This is a genomic window from Xanthomonas translucens pv. undulosa (assembly GCF_017301775.1).
Classification (GTDB): Bacteria; Pseudomonadota; Gammaproteobacteria; order Xanthomonadales; family Xanthomonadaceae; genus Xanthomonas_A; species Xanthomonas_A translucens.
This window is the reverse complement of record NZ_CP063993.1, coordinates 2,965,253-2,985,397: the sequence shown is the minus strand read 5'-3', so window position 1 is coordinate 2,985,397 and position 20,145 is coordinate 2,965,253. Positions and strand designations below refer to the sequence as shown.

General features: G+C 67.7%; 23 protein-coding genes and 1 pseudogene. 12 read left to right on the top strand and 12 right to left on the bottom strand.

What is annotated here, in order from left to right; translation table 11 throughout:
- Nucleotides 1-128: 128 nt before the first annotated feature.
- Together ISN38_RS12645 and ISN38_RS12640 are read right to left on the bottom strand one after the other, a co-directional pair.
- Nucleotides 129-377, bottom strand: coding sequence for a hypothetical protein (locus ISN38_RS12645; RefSeq protein ID WP_141695987.1), 249 nt, complete (start codon nucleotides 375-377; stop codon nucleotides 129-131).
- Between the two features lie 17 nt (nucleotides 378-394).
- A complete protein-coding gene (locus ISN38_RS12640) occupies nucleotides 395-865 on the bottom strand; it encodes a hypothetical protein (RefSeq protein ID WP_206711837.1) in 471 nt (156 codons plus the stop codon).
- A 196-nt stretch (nucleotides 866-1,061) separates the two neighbouring features.
- On the opposite strand from ISN38_RS12640, the gene ISN38_RS12635 reads away from it, so the two are divergent.
- Complete coding sequence (locus tag ISN38_RS12635; protein ID WP_003465659.1) at nucleotides 1,062-1,631, top strand: DUF3016 domain-containing protein; 570 nt, start codon at nucleotides 1,062-1,064, stop codon at nucleotides 1,629-1,631.
- Between the two features lie 261 nt (nucleotides 1,632-1,892).
- On the opposite strand, the gene alr is transcribed toward ISN38_RS12635, so the two are convergent.
- Together alr and ISN38_RS12625 are read right to left on the bottom strand one after the other, a co-directional pair.
- On the bottom strand, nucleotides 1,893-2,966 hold the full coding sequence (gene alr / locus ISN38_RS12630) for an alanine racemase (protein WP_003465660.1): 1,074 nt from the start codon (nucleotides 2,964-2,966) through the stop codon (nucleotides 1,893-1,895).
- On the bottom strand, nucleotides 2,945-4,252 hold the full coding sequence (locus tag ISN38_RS12625; protein WP_003465661.1) for a D-amino acid dehydrogenase: 1,308 nt from the start codon (nucleotides 4,250-4,252) through the stop codon (nucleotides 2,945-2,947). Before ISN38_RS12625 ends, alr begins: the two co-directional genes overlap by 22 nt.
- Nucleotides 4,253-4,400: 148 nt before the next feature.
- On the opposite strand from ISN38_RS12625, the gene ISN38_RS12620 reads away from it, so the two are divergent.
- A complete protein-coding gene (locus ISN38_RS12620) occupies nucleotides 4,401-4,880 on the top strand; it encodes a winged helix-turn-helix transcriptional regulator (RefSeq protein WP_003465662.1) in 480 nt (159 codons plus the stop codon).
- Between the two features lie 231 nt (nucleotides 4,881-5,111).
- Here the strand turns inward: ISN38_RS12620 and ISN38_RS12615 are convergent, their stop codons facing one another.
- Complete coding sequence (locus ISN38_RS12615) at nucleotides 5,112-5,489, bottom strand: baeRF12 domain-containing protein (RefSeq protein ID WP_003465663.1); 378 nt, start codon at nucleotides 5,487-5,489, stop codon at nucleotides 5,112-5,114.
- Between the two features lie 138 nt (nucleotides 5,490-5,627).
- Nucleotides 5,628-6,017 carry a hypothetical protein gene (locus ISN38_RS12610; protein WP_003465664.1) on the bottom strand — a complete coding sequence of 130 codons (390 nt, stop codon included), beginning with the start codon at nucleotides 6,015-6,017 and terminating at the stop codon, nucleotides 5,628-5,630.
- A gap of 138 nt (nucleotides 6,018-6,155) precedes the next feature.
- Between ISN38_RS12610 and msrB the strand changes: the two genes are divergently transcribed.
- From msrB to motB, 3 genes are all read left to right on the top strand, one after another.
- Nucleotides 6,156-6,620, top strand: coding sequence for a peptide-methionine (R)-S-oxide reductase MsrB (msrB, locus tag ISN38_RS12605; RefSeq protein WP_003465665.1), 465 nt, complete (start codon nucleotides 6,156-6,158; stop codon nucleotides 6,618-6,620).
- A 439-nt stretch (nucleotides 6,621-7,059) separates the two neighbouring features.
- Nucleotides 7,060-7,914 (top strand): flagellar motor stator protein MotA, encoded by an 855-nt coding sequence (gene motA, locus ISN38_RS12600; RefSeq protein ID WP_003465666.1) that lies wholly within the window; start codon nucleotides 7,060-7,062, stop codon nucleotides 7,912-7,914.
- A gap of 10 nt (nucleotides 7,915-7,924) precedes the next feature.
- Nucleotides 7,925-9,136: a flagellar motor protein MotB gene (gene motB / locus ISN38_RS12595; RefSeq protein WP_003465668.1), complete on the top strand. Its 1,212-nt coding sequence runs from the start codon at nucleotides 7,925-7,927 to the stop codon at nucleotides 9,134-9,136.
- A 306-nt stretch (nucleotides 9,137-9,442) separates the two neighbouring features.
- On the opposite strand, the gene ISN38_RS12590 is transcribed toward motB, so the two are convergent.
- Nucleotides 9,443-10,078 (bottom strand): hypothetical protein, encoded by a 636-nt coding sequence (locus tag ISN38_RS12590; protein ID WP_233243523.1) that lies wholly within the window; start codon nucleotides 10,076-10,078, stop codon nucleotides 9,443-9,445.
- Here ISN38_RS12590 and ISN38_RS20385 point away from each other — a divergent pair.
- The 4 genes from ISN38_RS20385 to ISN38_RS12575 all read left to right on the top strand — a co-directional run bounded on the left by ISN38_RS20385 (nucleotide 10,056) and on the right by ISN38_RS12575 (nucleotide 12,022).
- Nucleotides 10,056-10,343 carry a hypothetical protein gene (locus ISN38_RS20385; protein ID WP_233243524.1) on the top strand — a complete coding sequence of 96 codons (288 nt, stop codon included), beginning with the start codon at nucleotides 10,056-10,058 and terminating at the stop codon, nucleotides 10,341-10,343. The two genes, ISN38_RS12590 and ISN38_RS20385, sit on opposite strands and share 23 nt — an antisense overlap.
- A gap of 195 nt (nucleotides 10,344-10,538) precedes the next feature.
- Nucleotides 10,539-11,066 carry a hypothetical protein gene (locus ISN38_RS12585; RefSeq protein ID WP_108085182.1) on the top strand — a complete coding sequence of 176 codons (528 nt, stop codon included), beginning with the start codon at nucleotides 10,539-10,541 and terminating at the stop codon, nucleotides 11,064-11,066.
- An 11-nt stretch (nucleotides 11,067-11,077) separates the two neighbouring features.
- Nucleotides 11,078-11,362, top strand: a complete 285-nt coding sequence (locus tag ISN38_RS12580; RefSeq protein WP_003465674.1) for a DUF4031 domain-containing protein — start codon at nucleotides 11,078-11,080, stop codon at nucleotides 11,360-11,362.
- Between the two features lie 228 nt (nucleotides 11,363-11,590).
- Nucleotides 11,591-12,022, top strand: a complete 432-nt coding sequence (locus tag ISN38_RS12575; RefSeq protein WP_108085183.1) for a hypothetical protein — start codon at nucleotides 11,591-11,593, stop codon at nucleotides 12,020-12,022.
- An 80-nt stretch (nucleotides 12,023-12,102) separates the two neighbouring features.
- Here the strand turns inward: ISN38_RS12575 and ISN38_RS12570 are convergent.
- Nucleotides 12,103-12,261, bottom strand: a pseudogene (locus ISN38_RS12570) (IS5/IS1182 family transposase); the annotation flags it as partial.
- A gap of 275 nt (nucleotides 12,262-12,536) precedes the next feature.
- On the opposite strand from ISN38_RS12570, the gene ISN38_RS12565 reads away from it, so the two are divergent.
- Nucleotides 12,537-14,600, top strand: coding sequence for a protease pro-enzyme activation domain-containing protein (locus ISN38_RS12565; RefSeq protein ID WP_233243525.1), 2,064 nt, complete (start codon nucleotides 12,537-12,539; stop codon nucleotides 14,598-14,600).
- Between the two features lie 60 nt (nucleotides 14,601-14,660).
- Here the strand turns inward: ISN38_RS12565 and ISN38_RS12560 are convergent, their stop codons facing one another.
- A complete protein-coding gene (locus tag ISN38_RS12560) occupies nucleotides 14,661-15,206 on the bottom strand; it encodes a DUF6630 family protein (RefSeq protein ID WP_003465679.1) in 546 nt (181 codons plus the stop codon).
- A gap of 145 nt (nucleotides 15,207-15,351) precedes the next feature.
- On the opposite strand from ISN38_RS12560, the gene ISN38_RS12555 reads away from it, so the two are divergent.
- Entirely contained in the window at nucleotides 15,352-15,597 is a 246-nt protein-coding gene (locus ISN38_RS12555; protein ID WP_003465681.1) for a DUF3297 family protein, read from the top strand.
- A gap of 21 nt (nucleotides 15,598-15,618) precedes the next feature.
- Here the strand turns inward: ISN38_RS12555 and ISN38_RS12550 are convergent, their stop codons facing one another.
- From ISN38_RS12550 to ISN38_RS12540, 3 genes are all read right to left on the bottom strand, one after another.
- Nucleotides 15,619-16,380, bottom strand: coding sequence for an ABC transporter permease (locus ISN38_RS12550; RefSeq protein WP_003465683.1), 762 nt, complete (start codon nucleotides 16,378-16,380; stop codon nucleotides 15,619-15,621).
- Nucleotides 16,377-17,324, bottom strand: a complete 948-nt coding sequence (locus ISN38_RS12545; protein ID WP_060748011.1) for an ABC transporter ATP-binding protein — start codon at nucleotides 17,322-17,324, stop codon at nucleotides 16,377-16,379. Before ISN38_RS12545 ends, ISN38_RS12550 begins: the two co-directional genes overlap by 4 nt.
- Before the next feature lie 153 nt (nucleotides 17,325-17,477).
- Nucleotides 17,478-19,115 carry a Na+/H+ antiporter gene (locus ISN38_RS12540; RefSeq protein WP_003465687.1) on the bottom strand — a complete coding sequence of 546 codons (1,638 nt, stop codon included), beginning with the start codon at nucleotides 19,113-19,115 and terminating at the stop codon, nucleotides 17,478-17,480.
- A gap of 226 nt (nucleotides 19,116-19,341) precedes the next feature.
- Here ISN38_RS12540 and ISN38_RS12535 point away from each other — a divergent pair, with 226 nt between their 5' ends.
- Entirely contained in the window at nucleotides 19,342-20,010 is a 669-nt protein-coding gene (locus tag ISN38_RS12535; protein WP_003465689.1) for a class I SAM-dependent methyltransferase, read from the top strand.
- The last annotated feature ends 135 nt before the right edge of the window (nucleotides 20,011-20,145 follow it).

Here is a 20,145-nt window from a genome sequence, read left to right as displayed (position 1 = left end):
GCGACAGCGCGCTCCGCGCCAACGGCGTGATGACGGATGCACAGGACCGGCAATGGCACGACGGACCCCGCATCTTGTGAAGCCGCTCCGCTGCCGTCAAGCCGGCCCGGCCGCCCGGCGGCGGCAGGTCACCACAAGAAGACGACGACCAGCACGATCCCCACCAATGCCAGCGCAATCCCCGCGAGGACGCCGCATTGGGTCAGCTGCGCGCTGCGCAGCGCCTGGTCTTCCAGCCAGCGCTCGGCCTCCTGCCGCCATGACGGCGGCGGCGACTGCTCCAGCATCTGCTGGACCCGCGCCACCCCCAGCGCGCGGCATTGCTGCCGGCAGTGCTCTGGCGCAGCGGCGTCTTCTGGCGCGATTGCGCAGGACATTGCGGTCTGCTCCCGGCCTAGCCCAGCGTGAAACGGGGATTGTCGCTGGCCAGTTCCTGCTCCACCGCCATCCGCGCAAGCCGCGTGTAGTTGGCGCGTTGGCCGGCGCCGCGGCCAACGATCAGGCCCAGATACTCAAGACCGCTCCAGACCCGCGCCTTCCACTCGACCCCGCTCTCGGCCAGCACCAGGGTCAACGAATAGCGGAAACCCTGCCCCTGCGGATTGCGGTAGGCATAGATCGGCGGGAACTGCACCGCCACGTCCTGCTGCTCGCCGAGCGAGGCCAGGTAACGGCGCAGTTCCTGGCGCACGTCCTCGCCCGGGTTCAGCCGCAGATGACGCGCCGCCGCGTCCAGGTCCGCCTGCTGATCGACGAAGCTGGCCGCGCCGCTCGCCGGGCTATGCCCATGCCGCTTGGCCCAGTCGATGAACTGCAGGCGCACGTCCGAAGCGGCGTGGGCCTGGTGGAACAGCGGCATCTTCATGCGATCCCCGTATCACGCTGGTTGCCACCATGGTCGCGCCGGCACCGTGAAGCACGCGGCGACGCGGCGTGAACCGCGTGTCACCTGGCCGCGCCAATGAACCGGCGAAGAACGCGCGCCGCACGTGGCGGCGCCGCGATTGCGGCCGCGCCCGCGCAGGCACACACTGGCCGGGCCGTTTCCTTGGAGATCCGTCATGAAGATCCGATATGCCTGGACGGCGCTGGCCCTGGCCTGCCTGCTGGCGGGTGGCGCCTCTGCCGCGACCCGCAACGTCACCGATCCGCAGGCCGTGCGCAGCACCGAGGGCGACAGCCTGGTGCAAGTGCGCTGGACCGACCCCGCCGCCTTCAGCGAACTGCGCTACAGCCGCAATCGCTGGGAAGCGCAGCGCGGCGACTGGGTGAAGCAACTGGCCGATTACCTGCAGCAGCGCGCCGGCAAGCAGCTGGCGCCCGGCCACCGGCTGCAGGTGGAGTTGACCGACATCAAGCGCGCCGGCGACTACGAGCCCTGGCACGGCCCGCAATGGAACGACGTGCGGGTCATGCGCGATATCTACCCGCCGCGCATCAGCTTGAACTTCACCCTGTACGGCGCCGACGGACAGGTGCTGGAGCAGGGCGAGCGCAAGCTGCTCGACAGCAGCTACCTGATGAACAGCGCGATCGGCCTGAGCAACGATCCGCTGCGCTACGAGAAGCGGATGCTCGACGATTGGCTGCGCCGCCAGTTCCGCGAGCAGGCGGCGGTGGCCGAACGCTGAGCGGGTGGTGTGATGCGGGCAGGGCTGGGAATCGGGAACGGCATGCGCCGCGGACCCTCCTGCGCGTGCGACCCGGCATTTCAGCCAACCCCGGCTTTTGTAGGAGCGGCTTCAGCCGCGACCAGGCGCGACCGGCAACGCCCGGTGCGGCCAGCGCATCGCTGGCGGCGATCGACGCGCGAGACCACGCATTCCCGGCCTGACGGTCGCAGCCGCTGGCCCGAGGCCACACGCCGACGCCCCTGCAAACGCCTGCGACGCTCAGCCGCCCAGGTACTGCCGTGGCGCGCGCTTGAGTCCGCACAGCAGGCGATAGGCGCTGGAGCCGCAGCGTGCGGCCAGGGTGTCGATACGCGGCTGCGCGCCCCATAGCTGCACCTCGCTGCCGAGCCCGGCCTGCGGGTGCTCGGTCAGGTCCACGGTCAGCATGTCCATCGACACCCGCCCGATCAGCGCGCCGGGCGCGCCGTCGATCAGCACCGGGGTGCCGTTCGGCGCGAACTGCGGATAGCCGTCGGCGTAGCCGATCGCGACCACGCCGACCCGGGTCGGGCGCGGCGCGACGAAGCGCGCGCCATAGCCGACCGGCTCGCCGACGGCCAGCTCGCGCACCGCGATCACCTTGGACTGCAGGGTCATCACCGGGCGCAGTTCGCCCGGCAGCTCGGCGCCGGCGGCGAACGGGTCGGCGCCGTACAGCATCAGCCCGGGGCGGCCCCAGTCGCTATGCAGTTGCGGCCAGCCCAGCAGCCCCGGCGAATTGCACAGGCTGGTCTCCCCGGCCAGGCCGGCGGTGGCCTGGCGGAACACCTCGGCCTGCTCCAGGGTGCGCGCGCTGTCCAGTTCGTCGGCGCGCGCGAAATGGCTCATCAGCACCAGCCGTTCGACCTGCGGCAACGCGCTCAGCCGCGCATGCGCGGCACGGAATTCGTGCGGCGCCAGGCCCAGCCGGTGCATGCCGCTGTCCAGCTTCAGCCACAGGCACAGCGGCTGCGGCGCGGCATAGGCGGCGATCGCCTCCACCTGCCATGGCGAGGCCACCGCACACCATAGCCGGTGCTCGGCGATCAGCGGCAGTTCGTCGGCGTCGAAGACCCCTTCCAGCAGCAGGATCGGCGCGGCGATGCCGGCATGGCGCAGTTCCAGCGCCTCCTCGATGCAGGCCACCGCGAAGCCGTCGGCCTCTGCCTCCAGCGCGCGCGCGCAGGCTACCGCGCCGTGCCCGTAGGCATCGGCCTTGACCACCGCCAGCGTCTTGCCGCCGCCCAGTCGCCGGGCCAGGCGGTAGTTGTGGCGCAGCGCCTGCAGATCGATCAACGCACGGGCTGGGCGCACGCACTTGCCTCGGCGACGGGCGCCGAGGCGCCGCGCGAATAACGGAAGATGTCCAGGCCCTCGCCGCTGATCTGCGGCTGGCGCACGGCGATCAGGTCGGCCAGGTAGCGACCGGAGCCGCAGGCCATGGTCCAGCCGAGGGTGCCGTGGCCGGTGTTGAGGAACAGGTTGCGGTAACCGGTGGCGCCGACCACCGGGGTGCCGTCGGGCGTGGCCGGGCGCAGCCCGGTCCAGAATTCGGCGCGGGCCAGGTCGCCGCCGCGCGGGTACAGGTCGTTCACTACGTTTTCCAGGGTGGCGCGGCGCCGTGCCGGCAGCGACAGGTCGAAGCCGGCCAGTTCGGCCATGCCGCCGACGCGGATGCGCTGGTCGAAGCGGGTGATCGCCACTTTGTAGGTTTCGTCGAGGATCGTGGACATCGGGGCCAGCGCCGCGTCGCGGATCGGCAACGTCAGCGAATAGCCCTTCAACGGATACACCGGCAGGCGGATGCCCAGCGGCGCGAGCAGCTGCGCAGAATAACTGCCCAGCGCGACCACGTAGCGGTCGGCGCGTTCCAGGCGGCCGCCGATGCGCACGCCGTCGAGGCGGTCGCCATCGGCGTGCAGGCCGTCGATCGTCTCGCCGTAGCGGAACTGCACGCCGGCCGCGGCGGCCAGCGCGGCCAGGCGCTGGGTGAACAGGCGGCAATCGCCGGTCTGGTCGTTGGGCAGGCGCAACGCGCCGACCAGGGTGGCCGGGGCGCTGGCCAGCGCCGGTTCGATGCGGGCGATGCCGGCGCGGTCCAGCAGTTCGTAGGGCACGCCGTACTCGCGCAGCACCTCGATGTCCTTGGCCGCGCCGTCCAGCTGCGCCTGGGTGCGGAACAGCTGGGCGGTGCCGAGCTGGCGGCCTTCGTAAGCGATGCCGGTGTCGGCGCGCAGCTGGTCCAGGCAGTCGCGGCTGTATTCGGACAGCCGCACCATGCGCGCCTTGTTGATCGCATAGCGCTCGGCGGTGCAGTTGCGCAGCATCTGCGCCAGCCACAGGTACTGGTGGATGTCGCCAGTGGGGGTGATGGCCAGCGGTGCATGGCGCTGGAACAGCCATTTCAGCGCCTTCAGCGGCACCCCCGGCGCGGCCCACGGCGAGGCGTAGCCGGGCGACACCTGGCCGGCATTGGCATAGCTGGTCTCCAGCGCGGCCGCGGGCTGGCGATCAACCACCGTCACCTCGCAGCCGCTGCGCGCCAGATACCACGCCGTGGCCGTGCCGATCACACCACTGCCGAGAACCAGAACCCGCATGCACTCACCTCTGTCGGATCAAATCCCTGGCTGGATGGCGCCACGGATGGGTTTAGGCGCAGTATATGAAGCACAACTCAGGATTTTCTCCTGATTTTCGAACATCGGACAGGTCAATGCCCTGCCCCAACCCACCGAGACCTGCGCCATGGCCGCCCGCGCCCGCGAACTGGACAAGATCGACCGCAAGATCCTGCGCATTCTGCAGCAGGAAGGGCGTATTTCCTTCACCGAACTGGGCGAGCGGGTCGGCCTGTCGACCACCCCGTGCACCGAGCGGGTGCGCCGGCTGGAACGCGATGGCGCCATCACCGGCTACTACGCGCGGCTGGACCCGCATTACCTCAAGGCCAGCCTGCTGGTGTTCGTGGAGATCAGCCTGGCCTACAAGTCCGGCGACATCTTCGAGGAATTCCGCCGCGCCGCGCTGAAGCTGCCCAATGTGCTGGAGTGCCACCTGGTCTCCGGCGACTTCGACTACCTGCTCAAGGCGCGGATCAGCGAGATGGCCTCGTACCGCAAGCTGCTCGGCAGCACCCTGCTGACCCTGCCGCATGTGCGCGCGTCCAAGAGCTACATCGTGATGGAGGAAGTGAAGGAGACGCTGAGCCTGCCGATCGCCGACTGAGCGCAAGCCCCTCTCCCGCCGGCGACCGAAGGAAGTCCCGTGGGAGAGAGGGGTTGGGGTGAGGATCCGGCGCGAAAGCGTCTCGCGGAGTTTGGGTGCACGAGGCTGCACCCGGACCCTCATCCGGCCCGTCGGGCCACCTCCTCCCCACGGGAAAATAACTGTAGAGGGCACAAGGGAGTGGGCGCAATGCGCAGTGCCCTGCCGCATCGGCCTGCGCGACGGACACGCTTACGCGAGCAGCTTTTCCAGCTCGTCGCGCGGGGTGTGCGCGTGATTCTTGGCAAGCTCCGACACCACCCGCTTCTGGACTTCCTTGTGCAGCAGCGGCCGCAACTGGCCCAGGGTCTGCGGGTCGGCGACCAGCACCAGGTGTTCGAAGTCGCTGCGCAAGGCGCTCTGGTACAGGCGCTCGGCCAGCTGGCGGACGAAACCGGCCTCGTCCATGGTCATCGGCCGGTCGCCATCCTCGACGCCTTCGATCGGCGTGGGCGTCAGCACTTCGGTCTGCTCCAGCAACGAGGTCTGCCCGGCCCGATTGGTGCGGAACAGGCGGGCGCTGATGCGATCGGCGACGACGACCAGGGTGTTGTCGGGAAGCTTGCTCATCGGTTCTCCTAGCGAAGGAACGGCACAGGCGACGGGAGCGCCTGGGTCGGGCCAGTCTAGGAAGCGGTTCGTGAGGATCGCGACCACGGAGCGTTGGCCCGTTTTCACGCAACGGCCATGCACTCCAACGATCGGCGCCTACTCGTCGATGCGCTGGCCGTCGCCGCTGGGCACGGTGCTGTAGTAGCGGCCGCTGCGCGTGTCGAGCACGCGGTTGGGGCCGACCTGCAGCGCACCGGGAATGACGCGGCCGCCACGGTCGTACAGTTTGACCGGACGGCGGTCGGCGGCGGCATTGGCGCCGTTGGCGGGTGCCGGCTTGGTCTTGGCCGGCTTGTGCGCGGGCGACTGCGGCCGGTCGTCCAGGCTGGACGACACGGGCGCGACCCTGGTGGCCGGCGCCGACTTCAGCGTAGTCGCTTGCCGGCTGGCGGTCGGCGACGACGGGGCCGGATTGAGGCTCTGCGCGCTCGCCAGCGCAGGCAGCAGCAGCGCGATGGCGAGCGCGCGGATCAGGGAAGGATGCACAACCGCTCCATTGCACCAACGTCGATGCACCAACGCTAGCGCAACCGGGGCGACACGTCGATACGGCAGCGGATACGGCTTGATCGCCGCGGCGACGCCCTCATCTTGTGCGCATCCCTCCGCGCCGCAGGCCCCGCCATGAGCCGATTCGACCTCACGCCTCCCACCTCTGCCGAACGCGAGCGCCTGATCGCCGGGCTCGACGACGAGGAGCGCCGGGTGCTGCTGCAGCACGGCACCGAAGCGCCGTTCTGCGGTGTGTTCCTGGACAACAAATTGGAAGGCATCTACAGCTGCCGGCTGTGCGGACTGCCGCTGTTCCGTTCCAGCGCCAAGTTCGATTCGGGCACCGGCTGGCCCAGTTTCTTCGCTCCCTACCATCCGGACCACGTGCGCGAGATCCGCGACAGCAGCCACGGCATGATCCGCACCGAGATCGTCTGCGCGCGCTGTGACAGCCATCTCGGCCACGTGTTCCCGGATGGCCCGCCGCCCAGCGGCGAGCGGCATTGCCTGAACTCGGTGTCGCTGCAATTCACCGAGCAGGGCCAGGCGCTGCCCAATCCGTTGCGCCGCGGCGGCGGCGACAGCGAACCGGCCTGAGCGCCGCGACGCCGCAGCGGCGAGCGGCGCCGTGCTGCAGGCCGCTGCGACGCGGCGCTGCCCATCGTCCTTGAGAACAACGCGGACCCACTGCGGCATGCAATCGTGAGAATAACGCCGACCCGCTGCGGCATGCGATCTTGAGCACAACGCACACACGCTGCGGCACGCGCCAGCGAAGAAACTGTCGCTGCGCGTCAGCAATGCCTGCGCTGCGGCAGTTCGCTGCGCCTGAGTGCGCGTCAGCGCTAGAGCGAAACGGCTACCGCAACGCACGCCAGCGTACGTTGCCGCCGCGCCGGCGGCGCTTTCACGCGCATCGTCACACCCATCTTCACGCGCGCCTTCACGCCGCCGCCGCGGCAGCGCCGACTTCAGAAAGCCGCCGCCGGGCCGAAATGGAAGTATCCCCGTTCACCGCTCGCAGGCTGCTTCCGCCATGCTCATCATTGTCGGCTTCCTCATCGTCATCATCAGTGTCGTCGGCGGCTATGTGCTGTCGCACGGCAAGCTTGGCGCACTGTGGCAGCCCTACGAACTGGTGATCATCGGCGGCGCAGCGCTGGGCGCGTTCCTGGTCAGCACCCCCGCCAAGATCGTCAAGGCGACCTTCATCGACATTGCCGGCGTGTTCAAAGGACCGCGGTACAAGTCCGACGACTACCGGGCCACGTTGTCCCTGATCTACGAGCTGTTGAACAAGGCGCGGCGCGACGGCTTCATGGCCCTGGAAGACCATGTCGAAAAACCGGCCGACAGCGCGATCTTCGGCAACTATCCGAAGGTGCTGAGCGACCACCACCTGCTCGACTTCATCACCGATTGCCTGCGCCTGATGATCGGCAGCAACATCGAGCCGCACGAGCTGGAGCCGCTGCTGGAACTGGAGCTGGAAAAGCATCACCACGAAGCGATGGCGCCGGCGCATGCGCTGAGCAAGGTCTCCGATGGCCTGCCCGGTTTCGGCATCGTCGCCGCGGTGCTCGGCATCGTCATCACCATGGGTTCGATCGGCGGCCCGATCGAGGAGATCGGCAAACACGTCGGCGCCGCGCTGGTCGGCACCTTCCTCGGCATCCTGCTGGCCTATGGGTTCGTCGCGCCGCTGTCGGCGGCGATGGAAGCGCGCGCCGAGCAGGACAGCCGCATCTTCGAATCAGTGAAGACCGCGCTGCTGGCCTGCCTGCGCGGCTACAACCCGAAGATTGCGCTGGAGTTCGCGCGCAAGACCCTGCCGAGCAACGTGCGGCCGAGCTTCTCGGACTTCGAGACGCACCTGAAGACGATCAAGTAGCGCCGCCGCCATGCCGGAGACCAAAGCCACCGTCGTCATCCGCCGGGTCAAGAAGGTCCAGGGCGGCGGCCATCATGGCGGCGCCTGGAAGGTGGCCTTCGCCGACTTCGTGACCGCGATGATGGCCTTCTTCCTGGTGCTGTGGCTGGTCGCGGCGACCACCAAGGAACAGCGCGCGGCGATCTCCGAATACTTCCGCAATCCCAGCCCGCTGGTCGGCAAGAGCCCGGCGCCGAGCCCCGGCATGGCCGGTCCCGGCGGCGCCAGCACCTCGATGATCAAGCTCGGCGGCAGCGCAGACATGCAGCGCGGCGACAACAAGGATCCGTTCGGCAGCAAGAGCCTGAAGGGCGACACGCAAAGCAAGGCGGCGCAGCGCGAGAAGGAAAAGCAGCGCCTGGAAGCGCTGATGCAGGACCTGAAGCAAGCGATCGACAAGAGCCAGGCGCTGGAGCCGTTCAAGGACCAGCTGTTGCTGGACCTGACCCCGGACGGCCTGCGCATCCAGATCGTGGACAAGGAGAACCGGCCGATGTTCGACATCGGCAGCGCGGTGCTAAAGTCCTATACCCGCGACATCCTGCACGAGCTGTCCGGCTTCATCAACGAAGTGCCCAACCACATCAGCATCACCGGCCACACCGACGTCACCCAGTACAGCGGCAAGAACGGCTACAGCAACTGGGAGCTGAGCGCGGACCGCGCCAATGCCGCGCGGCGCGAGCTGGTGGTCGGCGGCATGGGCGAAGACAAGGTGTCGCGCGTGGTCGGCCTGTCCTCGTCGATCCTGTTCGACAAGCAGACGCCGGACAACCCGATCAACCGCCGCATCAGCATCGTGGTGATGACCAAGGACGCCGAGGACGCGGCGCTGGCCGGCAGCGACCATGCGCTGGCGCTGGGCAAGCCGCAGAGCGATGCCGACACCAAGGTGCCGGACCTGAGCGCGACGGCGAGCGCGGCGCCGCCGCCGTTGCCCGCCGCGGTGAAGCTGCCGGCCCCGCTCCCGGCAGCACCTGCCGCGGCGCCGGCGGCAAGCGCCGCCAAGCCGGCGACGGTGACGATCGCGGCGCCGCGCACCACCTCTCCGGAGATCGCGGCCGACGCCGCCCGCGAAGCGATCCGTGCGGTCAACAGCGTCACCGGCGGCAAGCCGCGCAGCAGTACGGCGCCGTCGCCGGCGACGGTGACGGTGACCGCCGAGGGTGAGGAGCAGCGCTGAGACGTTTCGGCGCGCTCCCCCTCCTGTGTAGGAGCAAATGTCTTCAGCCGCGACAAGCGGAGTGGTGAATTTTCCGAGCTGGCATGCAGTCGGGACTGAAGTCCCTCCCACAAGCTGCCTCGCAGCTGCACGGCGCCGGTGGAATCCTTGTAGGAGCCACTTCAGTCGCGACGAACGCAGCGGCGGGCCTTCTGGCTTCGGACGTTGTCGCGGCTGAAGCCGCTCCTACAGGTATGCCCCACTGCGGAAAAGCGCTCCAGCGGCGCACCTACCTGTCCACCGCATTGCGCACTCGCGCCGCAGCGCTCACGGTGCCAGCGGTTGCGCCACGCCTTGCGCGATCGCCTGCTGCACGATCCGTTCGATGTCGCGCTGCAACGCCGCGTTGGCGATCTGCTGGCGTTGCGCCAGCACCGCCTGTTGCCTGGCGAACCCCGCCTGCTGTTCGGCCAACGCCGACTGGCGCTTGGCCAATGCCTGCATCTGCTGCGGGTAATCGGCCTGCGCTGCGTCGGTGCGTGGCGCAGCTGCGGACGCGGCCTGATCGCCGCTGGCGGCGCGCCGCGCCTGCGCGCTGGCCGCCCTGGCCTGCTCGACGGCCACAACCGCCTGGCGCTGCGCGATGGCGCCCTGCTGCTCGCCGAGCTCACCCTGGCGCTGACCCAGCCGCCCCTGTTGCGCGCCGAGTTCGCCCTGCTGCCGTGCCAGCGCCTGGACCGGCGCATAGGCGGCCTTCACTTGCCCGATGGTGGCCGCATCGCGCACCACGTAGCGCTTGCCGTCCTTGCGGATCCACCACAGCGTCTCCTCGCCGCGGCGCGCACGCCGCGCCTCGCGCAGGTCGCCGCTGCTGCCGTACACGTTGGTGTCCCCATGTTCGAACAGCACCGACGCGTTGCGGCGATCGTTGGACAGAGTGGTGACGCTGGAACGGATCGCCATGCGCTGCGCGCCGGCTACGTGGTGGGGCGGCATCGGCGCTGCGGGCGGCGCTCGGCATCGCCGCATCCTGGGTGCTTGCCTGCGCGCACGGGATCGCGGCAACGGCGACGGCGGCCAGGACCAGCAAGGCGGCGCGGCAGCGCCAGAGCATGAGGTGCGAGTGCAGCATGCGGTGTCTCCTGGTGGGCGGATCGAAATGGACGAGGCGATGGCATCCGCGCAGCGCGAAGCCGCCGGCAGCGCCACCGACCACGCGCTGGCGTAGCGCGCTGCCGATTCCGCTGCCAGGGCGAACCCCCGCCGCGGCTGCGGGACGATGGTTCGGGCTGTGCGTCGGTGTCGGCAACCGATAACTACACCTGTAGCCAAACTATCGATGACTACACATGTAGTAAAGCCTGCCGAAGGTCATGCCGGCCGGCCCCGCTACAATGGCGCCCACTCCACGAGCGAGACGAACGTGTCCAAGCAATCCAAAGCCAAGCGCGACAAGCGCAAGAAGCAGCAACCCAAACGCGGCTTCGCCCGCTTGGGCCGCGAGCAGCCCATCGCCAACCATGCCGTGCTGCAGGACGACAGCGGCCGGGTGCTGGCCGCGATCGGGCTGCAGGGCAGCGAATGGCGGCTGTCGATCGGTGGCCAGACCATGGGCAACGCCGACAACCCGGTGCCGATGCTGGCGATGCTCAAGCACCTGGCCAACGTGCAGGAGCAGGAAGGCAACACCATCACCCTGGACTACTCGACCCAGTTGCAGCAGATGATCGACGACCTGGCTGCCGACGAAGGCCAGACCGCGGGCGAATATCTGGACGCGCTGGTCGCCGAGTTCGCCGAGGGCGATGAGGCCGCGGCCGAAGAAGAAGATGGCGTCGCCGAGGCCGGCGACGCTGCTGCCGCTGGCGCAGCGGACGCGGCAGGAAGCGACGCTTCGGCGCCGGCGGCCGACGCCGAAGCGGACGCCGACAGCAAGCACAAGCCCGCCTGATCGGCGCGGCGATGGCGGTCTACATCGACGATGCGGTGCATCCCTGGCGCGGCCAGCGCTGGGGACACCTGCTCGCCGATACGCTGGACGAACTGCATGCGATGGCGGCGCGGCTGGGCATTCCCCGCCGCGCCTTCCAGAACAAACGCAGCGGCGCGCACTATGACGTGCCCGCCGCCTTGCGTGACGAAGCGATCCGGCTGGGCGCGCTGCCGGTGTCGCGGCACACCGATCGCGCGCTGATGAAGGCGCTGATCCGCCAGGCGTGCGCACAGGCGCGCGGCGAGGCCGATTGAACGGCTTGGGACCTGGATAGGCGCCGCCACGATCCTCTCCGAATCAGGGGATACCCCTGATGGGTAATCAGGTACCCGGAAGCCTTCGTTTTTGGCGTACAAGATTCTTTGCGCAAGAATCCCCAGAAACTGACTAGGCGGATCATTCGCGTTGCGGCGCCGCACCGGCCTGACGAAGGCGTTCCCGGCTCGCGCATAACAATACATGTCTGATGTTGGAGTTTTTTCATGACTAGTCCAATTCGTGGCGCATCAAGCAGCAGCTATCACTCCTACCAAACAAGCAGCCCGGAAAGCTCACCGCCGCCGCACAATCAATCGCCAAGCCCCGCCCAATCCTCAGGGCTCCGGTCGCTGCAGCGCCTGAACGCTAGCCGCCGCACTGCCGGAAGCGCATTCAACGCACGCTTTTCGGATGAGCAAACCACTCATGATGTACCTGGCTATGATGATGGCCGACAGGCACACATTAGCGTGCAAGAGGACACCCAAATTAGCCAGAAAGCGTATAGCCTCTGGAAGAGATATCCTAATGGCCTTCCCATCGACACCAAGAAAGAAGACACCAAGAGAGAAGACACCAAGAAAGAAGTAAAGAAAGATCGTAAACTTTACGCCGCCTACAAAGAAATCAAAGAGAACAACGGCTACAAGGGATAATGCTCTCAATGCAATACAGCCGGGCCGAAGAATTTTTCGGCCCGGCCATGTACAACGTCTATGCGCCCCTTAGGGCCTGTTTACGACCTTCTGAGCAGTAGTGCCAAGAATCCTCTGGCGATGAACTGCAAGCTGGTGTTGAGGTTGCGTTTGCAGTTCTTCCACAGCAGTAGGCTCTTCTGCAGCCGCGTAAAACTGCACTCGACCCACCGTTTGGGCATGACCTTGAAAGTGTGCACAGCGCACAGTGGCGGTTCAACAGACCAGCTCAAAGGCTTTTCTTAGCCGCGCTCAATCTTGTCCGCATTTGTCTACGGAACATCCAACGACAGCGCTATGCTTCGAGCGAGCCTCTGCAGAGGCTCGCTGTGTTTGAATCGCGCATTTTTTAATTGTTTCGAATCCTGGCACGCCAGCGTTGCGGCGTGCATGTGCATGTCGTTCCGGCGTGGTCGTTTCACAGCTCCCTATCGAAGGTACCCACTGCATGAAAGATGCCTCCCTGCTTCGCCGCATGCCTCTGCACCTGGCCTGCCTGGCCACGCTTTCCACGCCTGCGATCAGCGCCGCGCAAAGCGGCCAGACCGCGACGCCCGAGATCGCCCACCTCCCCGCGCAGCTGCAGAGCGCCAAGCAACTCGGCGCGCTGACGGCAAGTGCGCCGATCAGTGTGGTGATGACCCTGCCGTTGAAGGACGGTGCCGGTGCCTACGACTACGCGATGCATGTGTCGCGATCGGGCGATCCGCTCTACGGGCACTACCTGACCCCGAGCGAATTCGCGGCGCGCTTCGGCGCGCGGCAGAGCGACATCGACGCGGTCACGGCCTTCGCCCAGGCGCATGGAATGCAGGTCAAGAGCATCGGCGGCGCCGGCTCGCTGATCACCTTGAAGGCACCCGCCAGCACCTTCGCCCACCATCTCGGGGTGAACTTCGGGCGCTACCAGGCCAGCGACGGCAAGACCTTCTTTTCGGCCGATCGGCAACCGCAATTGCCCCGCGAGATCGCCAGCCACGTCGGCGGCATCGTCGGACTCAACGACGCCGTCCGCTTCGCGCCGCTGGCCATCCGCGCGCCGGCGAGGCCTGCGGCGATGGCCGACGATCACACCAGTGGCAATGCGCATGCGGCGACCGAATCCGCCGGCCACGGCCCCAACGGCGGCCTGAGTCCGCAGGACATCCGCACGGCCTATGCCATTCCCGCGCAACTGGCACCGGGCAAGCAGGAGACCCTTGCGCTGTTCGAACAAGGCGGCTTCCTGAGCAGCGATATCGCCACCTACGTCAAGAAGTTCGGACTGCCGAACGTGCCGGTGAAGGTCCGCAACGTCAACGGCTATGCCGGTGCGGTCAACGATACAAGCGTCGCTGGCGAGGCGGCGCTGGACATCGACATGGCGATCGCGGTGAATCCGCAATTGCAGCAGATCCAGGTCTACGAAGAAGGCGACGATCCGTATCCGGTGTCGCTGCTGGCGGCACTGGGCGCCATCGCCGACGACAATACCGCGCAGACGGTGAGCATTTCCTACGGGGTGGACGAGGAAATCCTGGGCAATGCGGCGCTCGCCGCGGAAGGCCAGGTGCTGACGCAGATGGTCGCGCAAGGCCAGGGGGTCTATGTCAGTTCCGGCGACCAGGGCGCCTACGGACGCACCGGCAGCGGCCTGCACGGCGAGGATCCCGGCACCCAGCCGCTGGTCACCTCGGTCGGCGGCACCGCGCTGTTCACCCGGCAGAACGGCAGCTACCTGAACGAAGAAACCTGGAACCTGCTCGGCAAGGGCGAAGGCGCCACAGGCGGTGGCATCAGTGCCTACTGGCCGATCCCGGACTACCAGCTGATCGCCGACGCCCAGGGCAAGCAGACGTCGATCGCCGCGCCCAACCACGGCTCGTCCACGCAACGCAATTTCCCGGACGTGGCCGCCGTGGCCAGCCCCAGCACGCCGGTCGCAGTCTATTCCGAACTGGAAGGTGGCTGGATCAACATGGGCGGCACCAGCGTCTCGGCGCCGATCTGGGCCAGCTTCATGTCCATTGCCGACCAGGCGCACCAGTACGCGGGACTGGGGCGAATCGGCTTCGCCAATCCGTTCCTGTACAGTACTCTCGACGGCACCGTCTCTATCGATACCCACGACGTGCTCAAGGGCAGCAATGGCAACGCCAAGCTGTTCGGCGGCGTCGCCGGCTTCTCTGCCGGCCAGGGCTACGACAACGTGACCGGGCTCGGCTCGATGCTGTCCTCCTCGCTGCTGATCGACTCCCTGCTCATCGCGCACGACAGCAGCACGCCACCGCCGAACCAGGCGCGCGGCGTGCACGCCAGCCCGACCACGACGACGAGCACGCTGGAATGGAGCGCGGCGGACAACGCGACCGCGTACGAGCTGATTGCGGAAGACTACGCCAGCGGCGCGTTGAGCGGCTACGCACTCACCCGCGGCACGCGCTACACGTTCAAGGACCTCAAGCCGAACACCTACTACGCGTTCCTGGTCATCGCACTGAACAAGGGCAGGGCGACGCAGAGTTCGCCGGTGATCGTCAAGACCGCGAAGAAGAGCTAGCGCTCAGGCCGCCGTCCGGGCCGCCGTGCGCGGCCCGGACCGGCACGGCGCACGCGGCGCCTAGAACGGATCGCTGCCCGGGCGCAGATCGATGCCCAGGATCGCCGCCAGCCGCTGCATGTCCTCGTCGTCGCGGCTGAGCGCCATCCAGCCGGCGCGGCCGTCACCGCCGGTGTCCCAGCACCAGATGCTGTAGCCGTACTCGCGCAGGCGGTCGTAGGCGACCGCCAGCAGCGAGGCAGTGTCGTGGGCGCCGAGGAAGTCCTCGTCGTCGAGGTCGCCGCCCCAGTCGATGCGCAGGTTCCAGCGCGCGGCCAGTTCGTCGATCGCACCGATCAGCGCTACGGTATCGCCGCCGTCCACGTAGAAGCCGGAGGTCCAGTCGATGGCGTCCTTCAGTGTCCACAGCCAGCCGTCGCCGTCGCTCTCCACTTCGCCCGCCACCTCGCGGTAGGCGTTGAACTGGCGCAGCGCGGTTTCGTCGTCGCCGGGATTGATCAGCAGCAGCAGGTTCCAGATCAGCCCCTGCTGGGTATCCGGATCGTCGTCGTCCGCATCGCCGCTGAGGTCGTCTGGGTCTTCGTAGTCGGCGCTGTTGTCGGGCATGGCGGCGGATCTGTGCTGCGGAACGCGCAGTGTGACGCGCCGGGCGCGGCGACGGAAGCGCGGCGACACTCGGCAGCGGCGCCGCAGGCGTTTATCCTGCGCCTCCGGAAGACGGCGCCACTCGCCGCCAAGCGAACCCACGACCATGCCCGATACCCCTCCCGATCACCTGGCGATCAGCCCGCACAGCCCGTTTCACGACGCCGAGGCGCTGGCGCGCGGCGTCGGCATCCGCTTCAACGGCGTGGAGCGCGACAACGTGGAGGAGTATTCGGTCAGCGAAGGCTGGATCCGCGTGCAGGTCGGCAAGGCGCGCGACCGCCGCGGCAATCCGATGACGATGAAGATCAACGGCCAAGTCGAGGCGTACTACCTGGAAAAAACCGCCTGAGCGCCGCCCGCGGCCGCCGGCTCAGGACTTGAGCCGGTAGCCGCTGCGGAAGATCGCCCAGACCACGCTCAGGCACAGCGCCAGGAACACCCCGGTCATGCCCGCGCTGACCGCGATGTGCACGTCGGCCTTGCCGAAGAACGCCCAGCGGAAGCCGCTGACCAGGTACACCACCGGGTTGAACCAGCTGATCTTCTGCCACAGCGGCGGCAGCATGCTGATCGAGTAGAAGCTGCCGCCTAGGAAGGTCAGCGGGGTCACCACCATCAGCGGGATCACCTGCAGCTTCTCAAAGCCGTCGGCCCAGATGCCGATGATGAAACCGAACAGGCTGAAGGTCAGCGCGGTCAGCACCAGGAAGCCGAACATCCACAGCGGATGGGCGATCTCGTACGGCACGAACGCGCGCGCGGTGAGCAGGATCAGCAGGCCCAGCAGCACCGACTTGCTCGCCGCCGCGCCGACATAACCGATCACCACCTCCCACCACGCCACCGGCGCCGACAGCACCTCGTAGATGGTGCCGGCCCAGCGCGGCATGTAGATGCCGAACGAGGCGTTGGACACGCTCTCGTTGAGCAGCGACAGCATCACCAACCCGGGGATGATGTAGGCGCCGTAGCTGATCCCGTCGATGGCGCCCATGCGCGAGCCGATCGCCGCGCCGAACACCACGAAGTACAGCGAGGTCGACAGCACCGGCGAGGCGATCGACTGGGTGAGCGTGCGGAAGGTGCGCGCCATCTCGAAGCGGTAGATCGCGGCGATCGCATGCAGGTTCATGCGCGCACCTGCGCGCCGGCAGTGACCGGGCGCACCAAGTTGACGAAGATTTCCTCCAGCGAGCTTTCGCTGGAATGCAGATCCTTGATCTCTACGCCGTGCTCCTCCAGTTGCCGCAACAGGCTGCCGATGCCGGTCTGCTCGGCCTGCACGTCGTAGGTATAGGTCAGCACCGCGCCGTCGGCGGACAGTTCCAGCGGCTGCGCCGCCAGCGCCGCGGGCAATGCCGGCAGCGGCGCCTGCAGGGTCAGCGCCAGCTGTTTCTTGCCGAGCTTGCGCATCAGCGTGCGCTTGTCCTCCACCAGCACCAGCGCGCCGCGGTTGATCACCCCGACCCGGTCGGCCATGTCCTCGGCCTCCTCGATGTAGTGCGTGGTCAGGATGATGGTGGTGCCCTGCTCGCGCAGGCGCCGCACCATCTGCCACATGTCGTGGCGCAGCTCTACATCCACGCCGGCAGTGGGTTCGTCCAGGAACAGGATGCTCGGCTCGTGCGCCAGCGCCTTGGCGATCAGCACGCGCCGTTTCATGCCGCCGGACAGGATGGAGATCTTGCTGTCGCGCTTGTCCCACAGCGACAGCTCGCGCAGCACCTGCTCCAGGTAGGCGGGGTTCTTCGGCTTGCCGAACAGGCCGCGGCTGAAGCGCAGCGTCGCCGACACCGTCTCGAACGCATCGGTGGCCAGTTCCTGCGGCACCAGCCCGATCCTGGCGCGCGCGGCGCGGTAGTCGCGCACGATGTCGTGGCCATCGGCCAGCACCGTGCCGGAGCTGGGATTGACCAGGCCGCAGACCACGCTGATCAGCGTGGTCTTGCCGGCGCCGTTGGGGCCGAGCAGGGCGAAGATCTCGCCGCGCTGGATGTCCAGGTCGATGCCTTTCAGCGCATGGAAGCCGCCGGCATAGGTCTTGGTGAGCTGCTGGATGGAGATGATCGGGGACACGCGGATTCCTTTGCGGGACTCGGGACTCGGGACTCGAAGAGCCTAGCAGCCGCATGGTTGCGAGCATGGGAAGCAAAGCATCCGCCAGCCGGAGCCGTATCAGTCATCGCATGCCCTACGAATCCCGAGTCCCGGGTCCCGAGTCCCGGCTCCTCAACTCTTCCTCCGCGCCTCCAGCAAATCCAGATTCCGGATCAGCCGGCGCGCGATCTCGTCGGAGATCTTGCGCTGGCGGGTCAGTTTGAACAGTTCCTGGCGTTCGGCCTGCAGGCCGGCGTGGCGCAGCTGGCGCAGCACGTCGTCCAGCCGACGCGCCTCTTCCGGATCGCTCTCCATCGCCTCGCCGTGGTCGAGGTGGCGCTGGTACAGGGCGCTGACCCGGATCGCCGCCTCGTTGTAGAGGTCGGCGTGTTCGCTGTCATGCACCAGCCGCTGGCGCAGCTTCTCCACCGCCACCAGCGCCGCGCGCGAGGATTCGCGCCGCGCCAGGTCTTCCTCGAGGCGGTCGCTGGGTTCCTCCGGCAGTTCAAGGCCGCGCAGCAGCCGCGGCAGCGCCACGCTGGCGACCAGCAGCGAGGTGACGATCACCGCGCTGGCCAGGAAGATCACCAGGTCGCGCGCCGGGAACGCGGCGCCCGTGGGCAGCAACAGCGGCAGGGTCAGCACGCCGGCCAGGGTGATCGCGCCGCGCACCCCGGCCAGCGAGGTGGCCACGATGATCCGCGACGGCGGACTGCGCCGTTCCTCGCCGCGGCGCCGCGCCTTGAGCAGATTCCAGCGCAGCGACAGCCACACCCAGACGAAGCGCAGCAGCAGCAGGCCGAGGTAGATCGCCAGCGCGTAGCACAGCAGCCACCACGGATTGAGGTGCCCGGCCTCGTCGATATTGTGCACCGCGCCCTGCACGATCCCCGGCAACTGCTCGCCGAGCAGCACGAACATGATGCCGTTGAGGGTGAACTGGACCATGTCCCACACCGCCGAGCGCTGCACGCGCATGCTGCCCGGTGCGCGGCCGCTCAGCTCCACGTAGCTCATGCTGATGCCGGCGGCGACCGCGGCGAGGATGCCGGAGGCGTTGATCGCCTCGGCCAGCAGGTAAGCGGCGAACGGCAGCAGCAGGTTGACCAGGATCGCCGCGCCCGGCTCCTCGCCGACCTGGCGCCAGATCCAGCGTTGCGCCAGGCTCGCGCCCAGGGTCACGCCGACGCCGGCGGCCACGCCAACCAGGGACACCCACAGGAAGGTCAGCGAGGCGTCGGCCAGCGAGAACGTGCCGGTCATCGCCGCGGCCACCGCAAACTGGAAGCAGACCAGGCCGGATGCGTCGTTGAGCAGCGATTCGCCCTCCAGGATGTGCATCAGCCGCTTCGGGATCGGCGCCCGTGCCGCGATCGAGGACACCGCGATCGGATCGGTCGGCGACACCACTGCGGCCAGCGCGAACGCCACCGCCAGCGGCATCGCCGGGATCATCCAGTGGATCAGGAAGCCGGCGCCGACCACGGTGAACACCACCAGGCCCAGCGCCAGTTCCAGGATGGCGCCCTTGTCGCGGAACAGGCCCTGCTTGGGGATGCGCCAGCCGTCCAGGAACAGCAGCGGCGGCAGGAACAGCAGGAAGAACAGCTCCGGCTCCAGCGCGTAGCCCTTCTTGAACACCCCGGCGATGACCGCGCCCAGGCCGATCTGCACCAGCGGCAACGGCAGCGAAAACGGCAATACGCGGACCAGATAGCCGCTGGCCACCACCGCCAGCAACATCGCCAACACCACTTCGATCGAATGCATGCTCGTCCGGACGGCGGCGCCGCGCCGCCGGCACCGCACCATGAATGGGGGAAGCGGCAAGCAAAGCGCACCGCAGGCGCGATGTCCAGTGGCAGCTGCGCGCGGTATTCATGCGCCGGCATGGCGGCGAAACCTGCGCGACCCGGCGCCGCGCCGCGGCACGCGTTACCATCGCATCGATCTGTGCGCAGACCGAACCCAGCGTGCCGCCGCCGTCGGAGACTCCATGCTTACCATCCAAGAACTCAACCGCTTCCTCGACGACCCGGCGGTGAGCGACAAGGTCGCGCAGGTCTGGAACCTGATCGGCGCGCATTTCGAGCAGGCCCAGGCCGGCCTGCCGGCCGACCAGGCGATGGCGCGGCGCGAACTGTCGTTCCACGATCATGTGCGGCTGCTGGGGTATCTTTGCCTGCTGCTGGAGGGAATCCCCGGCGACCTGGTGGAAATCGGCGTGTGGAAGGGCAAGTCGCTGGTGCTGATGAACGAGATCAGCAATCGCCAGCGCCGGGTGATCGGCATGGATCCGTTCGCCTTGCCCAACCAGTTCGAAGAGTTCAACCACTATCGCCAGCTGCTGCTGCCCAATGCACAGTTCATCCGCGGCTACTCGGAGTTCTGCGCCCAGCACTTCTACAACATGAAGCCGGAAGTGGTCTTGCTGCATGTCGACGGCGGCCACACCGGACGCAATGTGTTGCTGGATTTCCTGTTGTATGCGCCCAGCGTGGTGACCGGCGGATTCGTGGTGTTCGACGACTACGGCGACCACCAGCACTCGCCGGAAGTCGGCCCGGCGGTCGACCTGCTGCGCGCCACCGGTTACTTCAACGACTTCCATGTGCTGGGGTGCGCGCATGGGTTCGAGAACAGCTACGTGCTGCAGCGCCGCTGAGCCCACAGGTGGTGTCTACGTCCGCGCCAGTCAGCGCCGGCCGGTGGCAGCGCCTGCATGGGCGCTCGACGCGCAGCATCTGCGGCAGGCACACGTCCGTCGCCATACGCGGTCTTGCCTGCGCGGCGTCGGCGC

Bases quoted from the DNA above. Each gene is read 5' to 3' on its own strand.
- ISN38_RS12580 (WP_003465674.1), top strand. From the start codon at position 11,078: ATGGCGGTCTACATCGACGATGCGGTGCATCCCTGGCGCGGCCAGCGC.
- ISN38_RS12575 (WP_108085183.1), top strand. From the start codon at position 11,591: ATGACTAGTCCAATTCGTGGCGCATCAAGCAGCAGCTATCACTCCTAC.
- motA (WP_003465666.1), top strand. From the start codon at position 7,060: ATGCTCATCATTGTCGGCTTCCTCATCGTCATCATCAGTGTCGTCGGC.
- ISN38_RS12620 (WP_003465662.1), top strand. From the start codon at position 4,401: ATGGCCGCCCGCGCCCGCGAACTGGACAAGATCGACCGCAAGATCCTG.
- ISN38_RS12645 (WP_141695987.1), bottom strand. From the start codon at position 377: ATGTCCTGCGCAATCGCGCCAGAAGACGCCGCTGCGCCAGAGCACTGC.
- ISN38_RS12590 (WP_233243523.1), bottom strand. From the start codon at position 10,078: ATGGCGATCCGTTCCAGCGTCACCACTCTGTCCAACGATCGCCGCAAC.
- ISN38_RS12555 (WP_003465681.1), top strand. From the start codon at position 15,352: ATGCCCGATACCCCTCCCGATCACCTGGCGATCAGCCCGCACAGCCCG.
- motB (WP_003465668.1), top strand. From the start codon at position 7,925: ATGCCGGAGACCAAAGCCACCGTCGTCATCCGCCGGGTCAAGAAGGTC.
- ISN38_RS12615 (WP_003465663.1), bottom strand. From the start codon at position 5,489: ATGAGCAAGCTTCCCGACAACACCCTGGTCGTCGTCGCCGATCGCATC.
- ISN38_RS12535 (WP_003465689.1), top strand. From the start codon at position 19,342: ATGCTTACCATCCAAGAACTCAACCGCTTCCTCGACGACCCGGCGGTG.
- msrB (WP_003465665.1), top strand. From the start codon at position 6,156: ATGAGCCGATTCGACCTCACGCCTCCCACCTCTGCCGAACGCGAGCGC.
- ISN38_RS12560 (WP_003465679.1), bottom strand. From the start codon at position 15,206: ATGCCCGACAACAGCGCCGACTACGAAGACCCAGACGACCTCAGCGGC.
- ISN38_RS12565 (WP_233243525.1), top strand. From the start codon at position 12,537: ATGCCTCTGCACCTGGCCTGCCTGGCCACGCTTTCCACGCCTGCGATC.
- ISN38_RS12635 (WP_003465659.1), top strand. From the start codon at position 1,062: ATGAAGATCCGATATGCCTGGACGGCGCTGGCCCTGGCCTGCCTGCTG.
- ISN38_RS12625 (WP_003465661.1), bottom strand. From the start codon at position 4,252: ATGCGGGTTCTGGTTCTCGGCAGTGGTGTGATCGGCACGGCCACGGCG.
- ISN38_RS12640 (WP_206711837.1), bottom strand. From the start codon at position 865: ATGAAGATGCCGCTGTTCCACCAGGCCCACGCCGCTTCGGACGTGCGC.
- ISN38_RS12540 (WP_003465687.1), bottom strand. From the start codon at position 19,115: ATGCATTCGATCGAAGTGGTGTTGGCGATGTTGCTGGCGGTGGTGGCC.
- ISN38_RS12550 (WP_003465683.1), bottom strand. From the start codon at position 16,380: ATGAACCTGCATGCGATCGCCGCGATCTACCGCTTCGAGATGGCGCGC.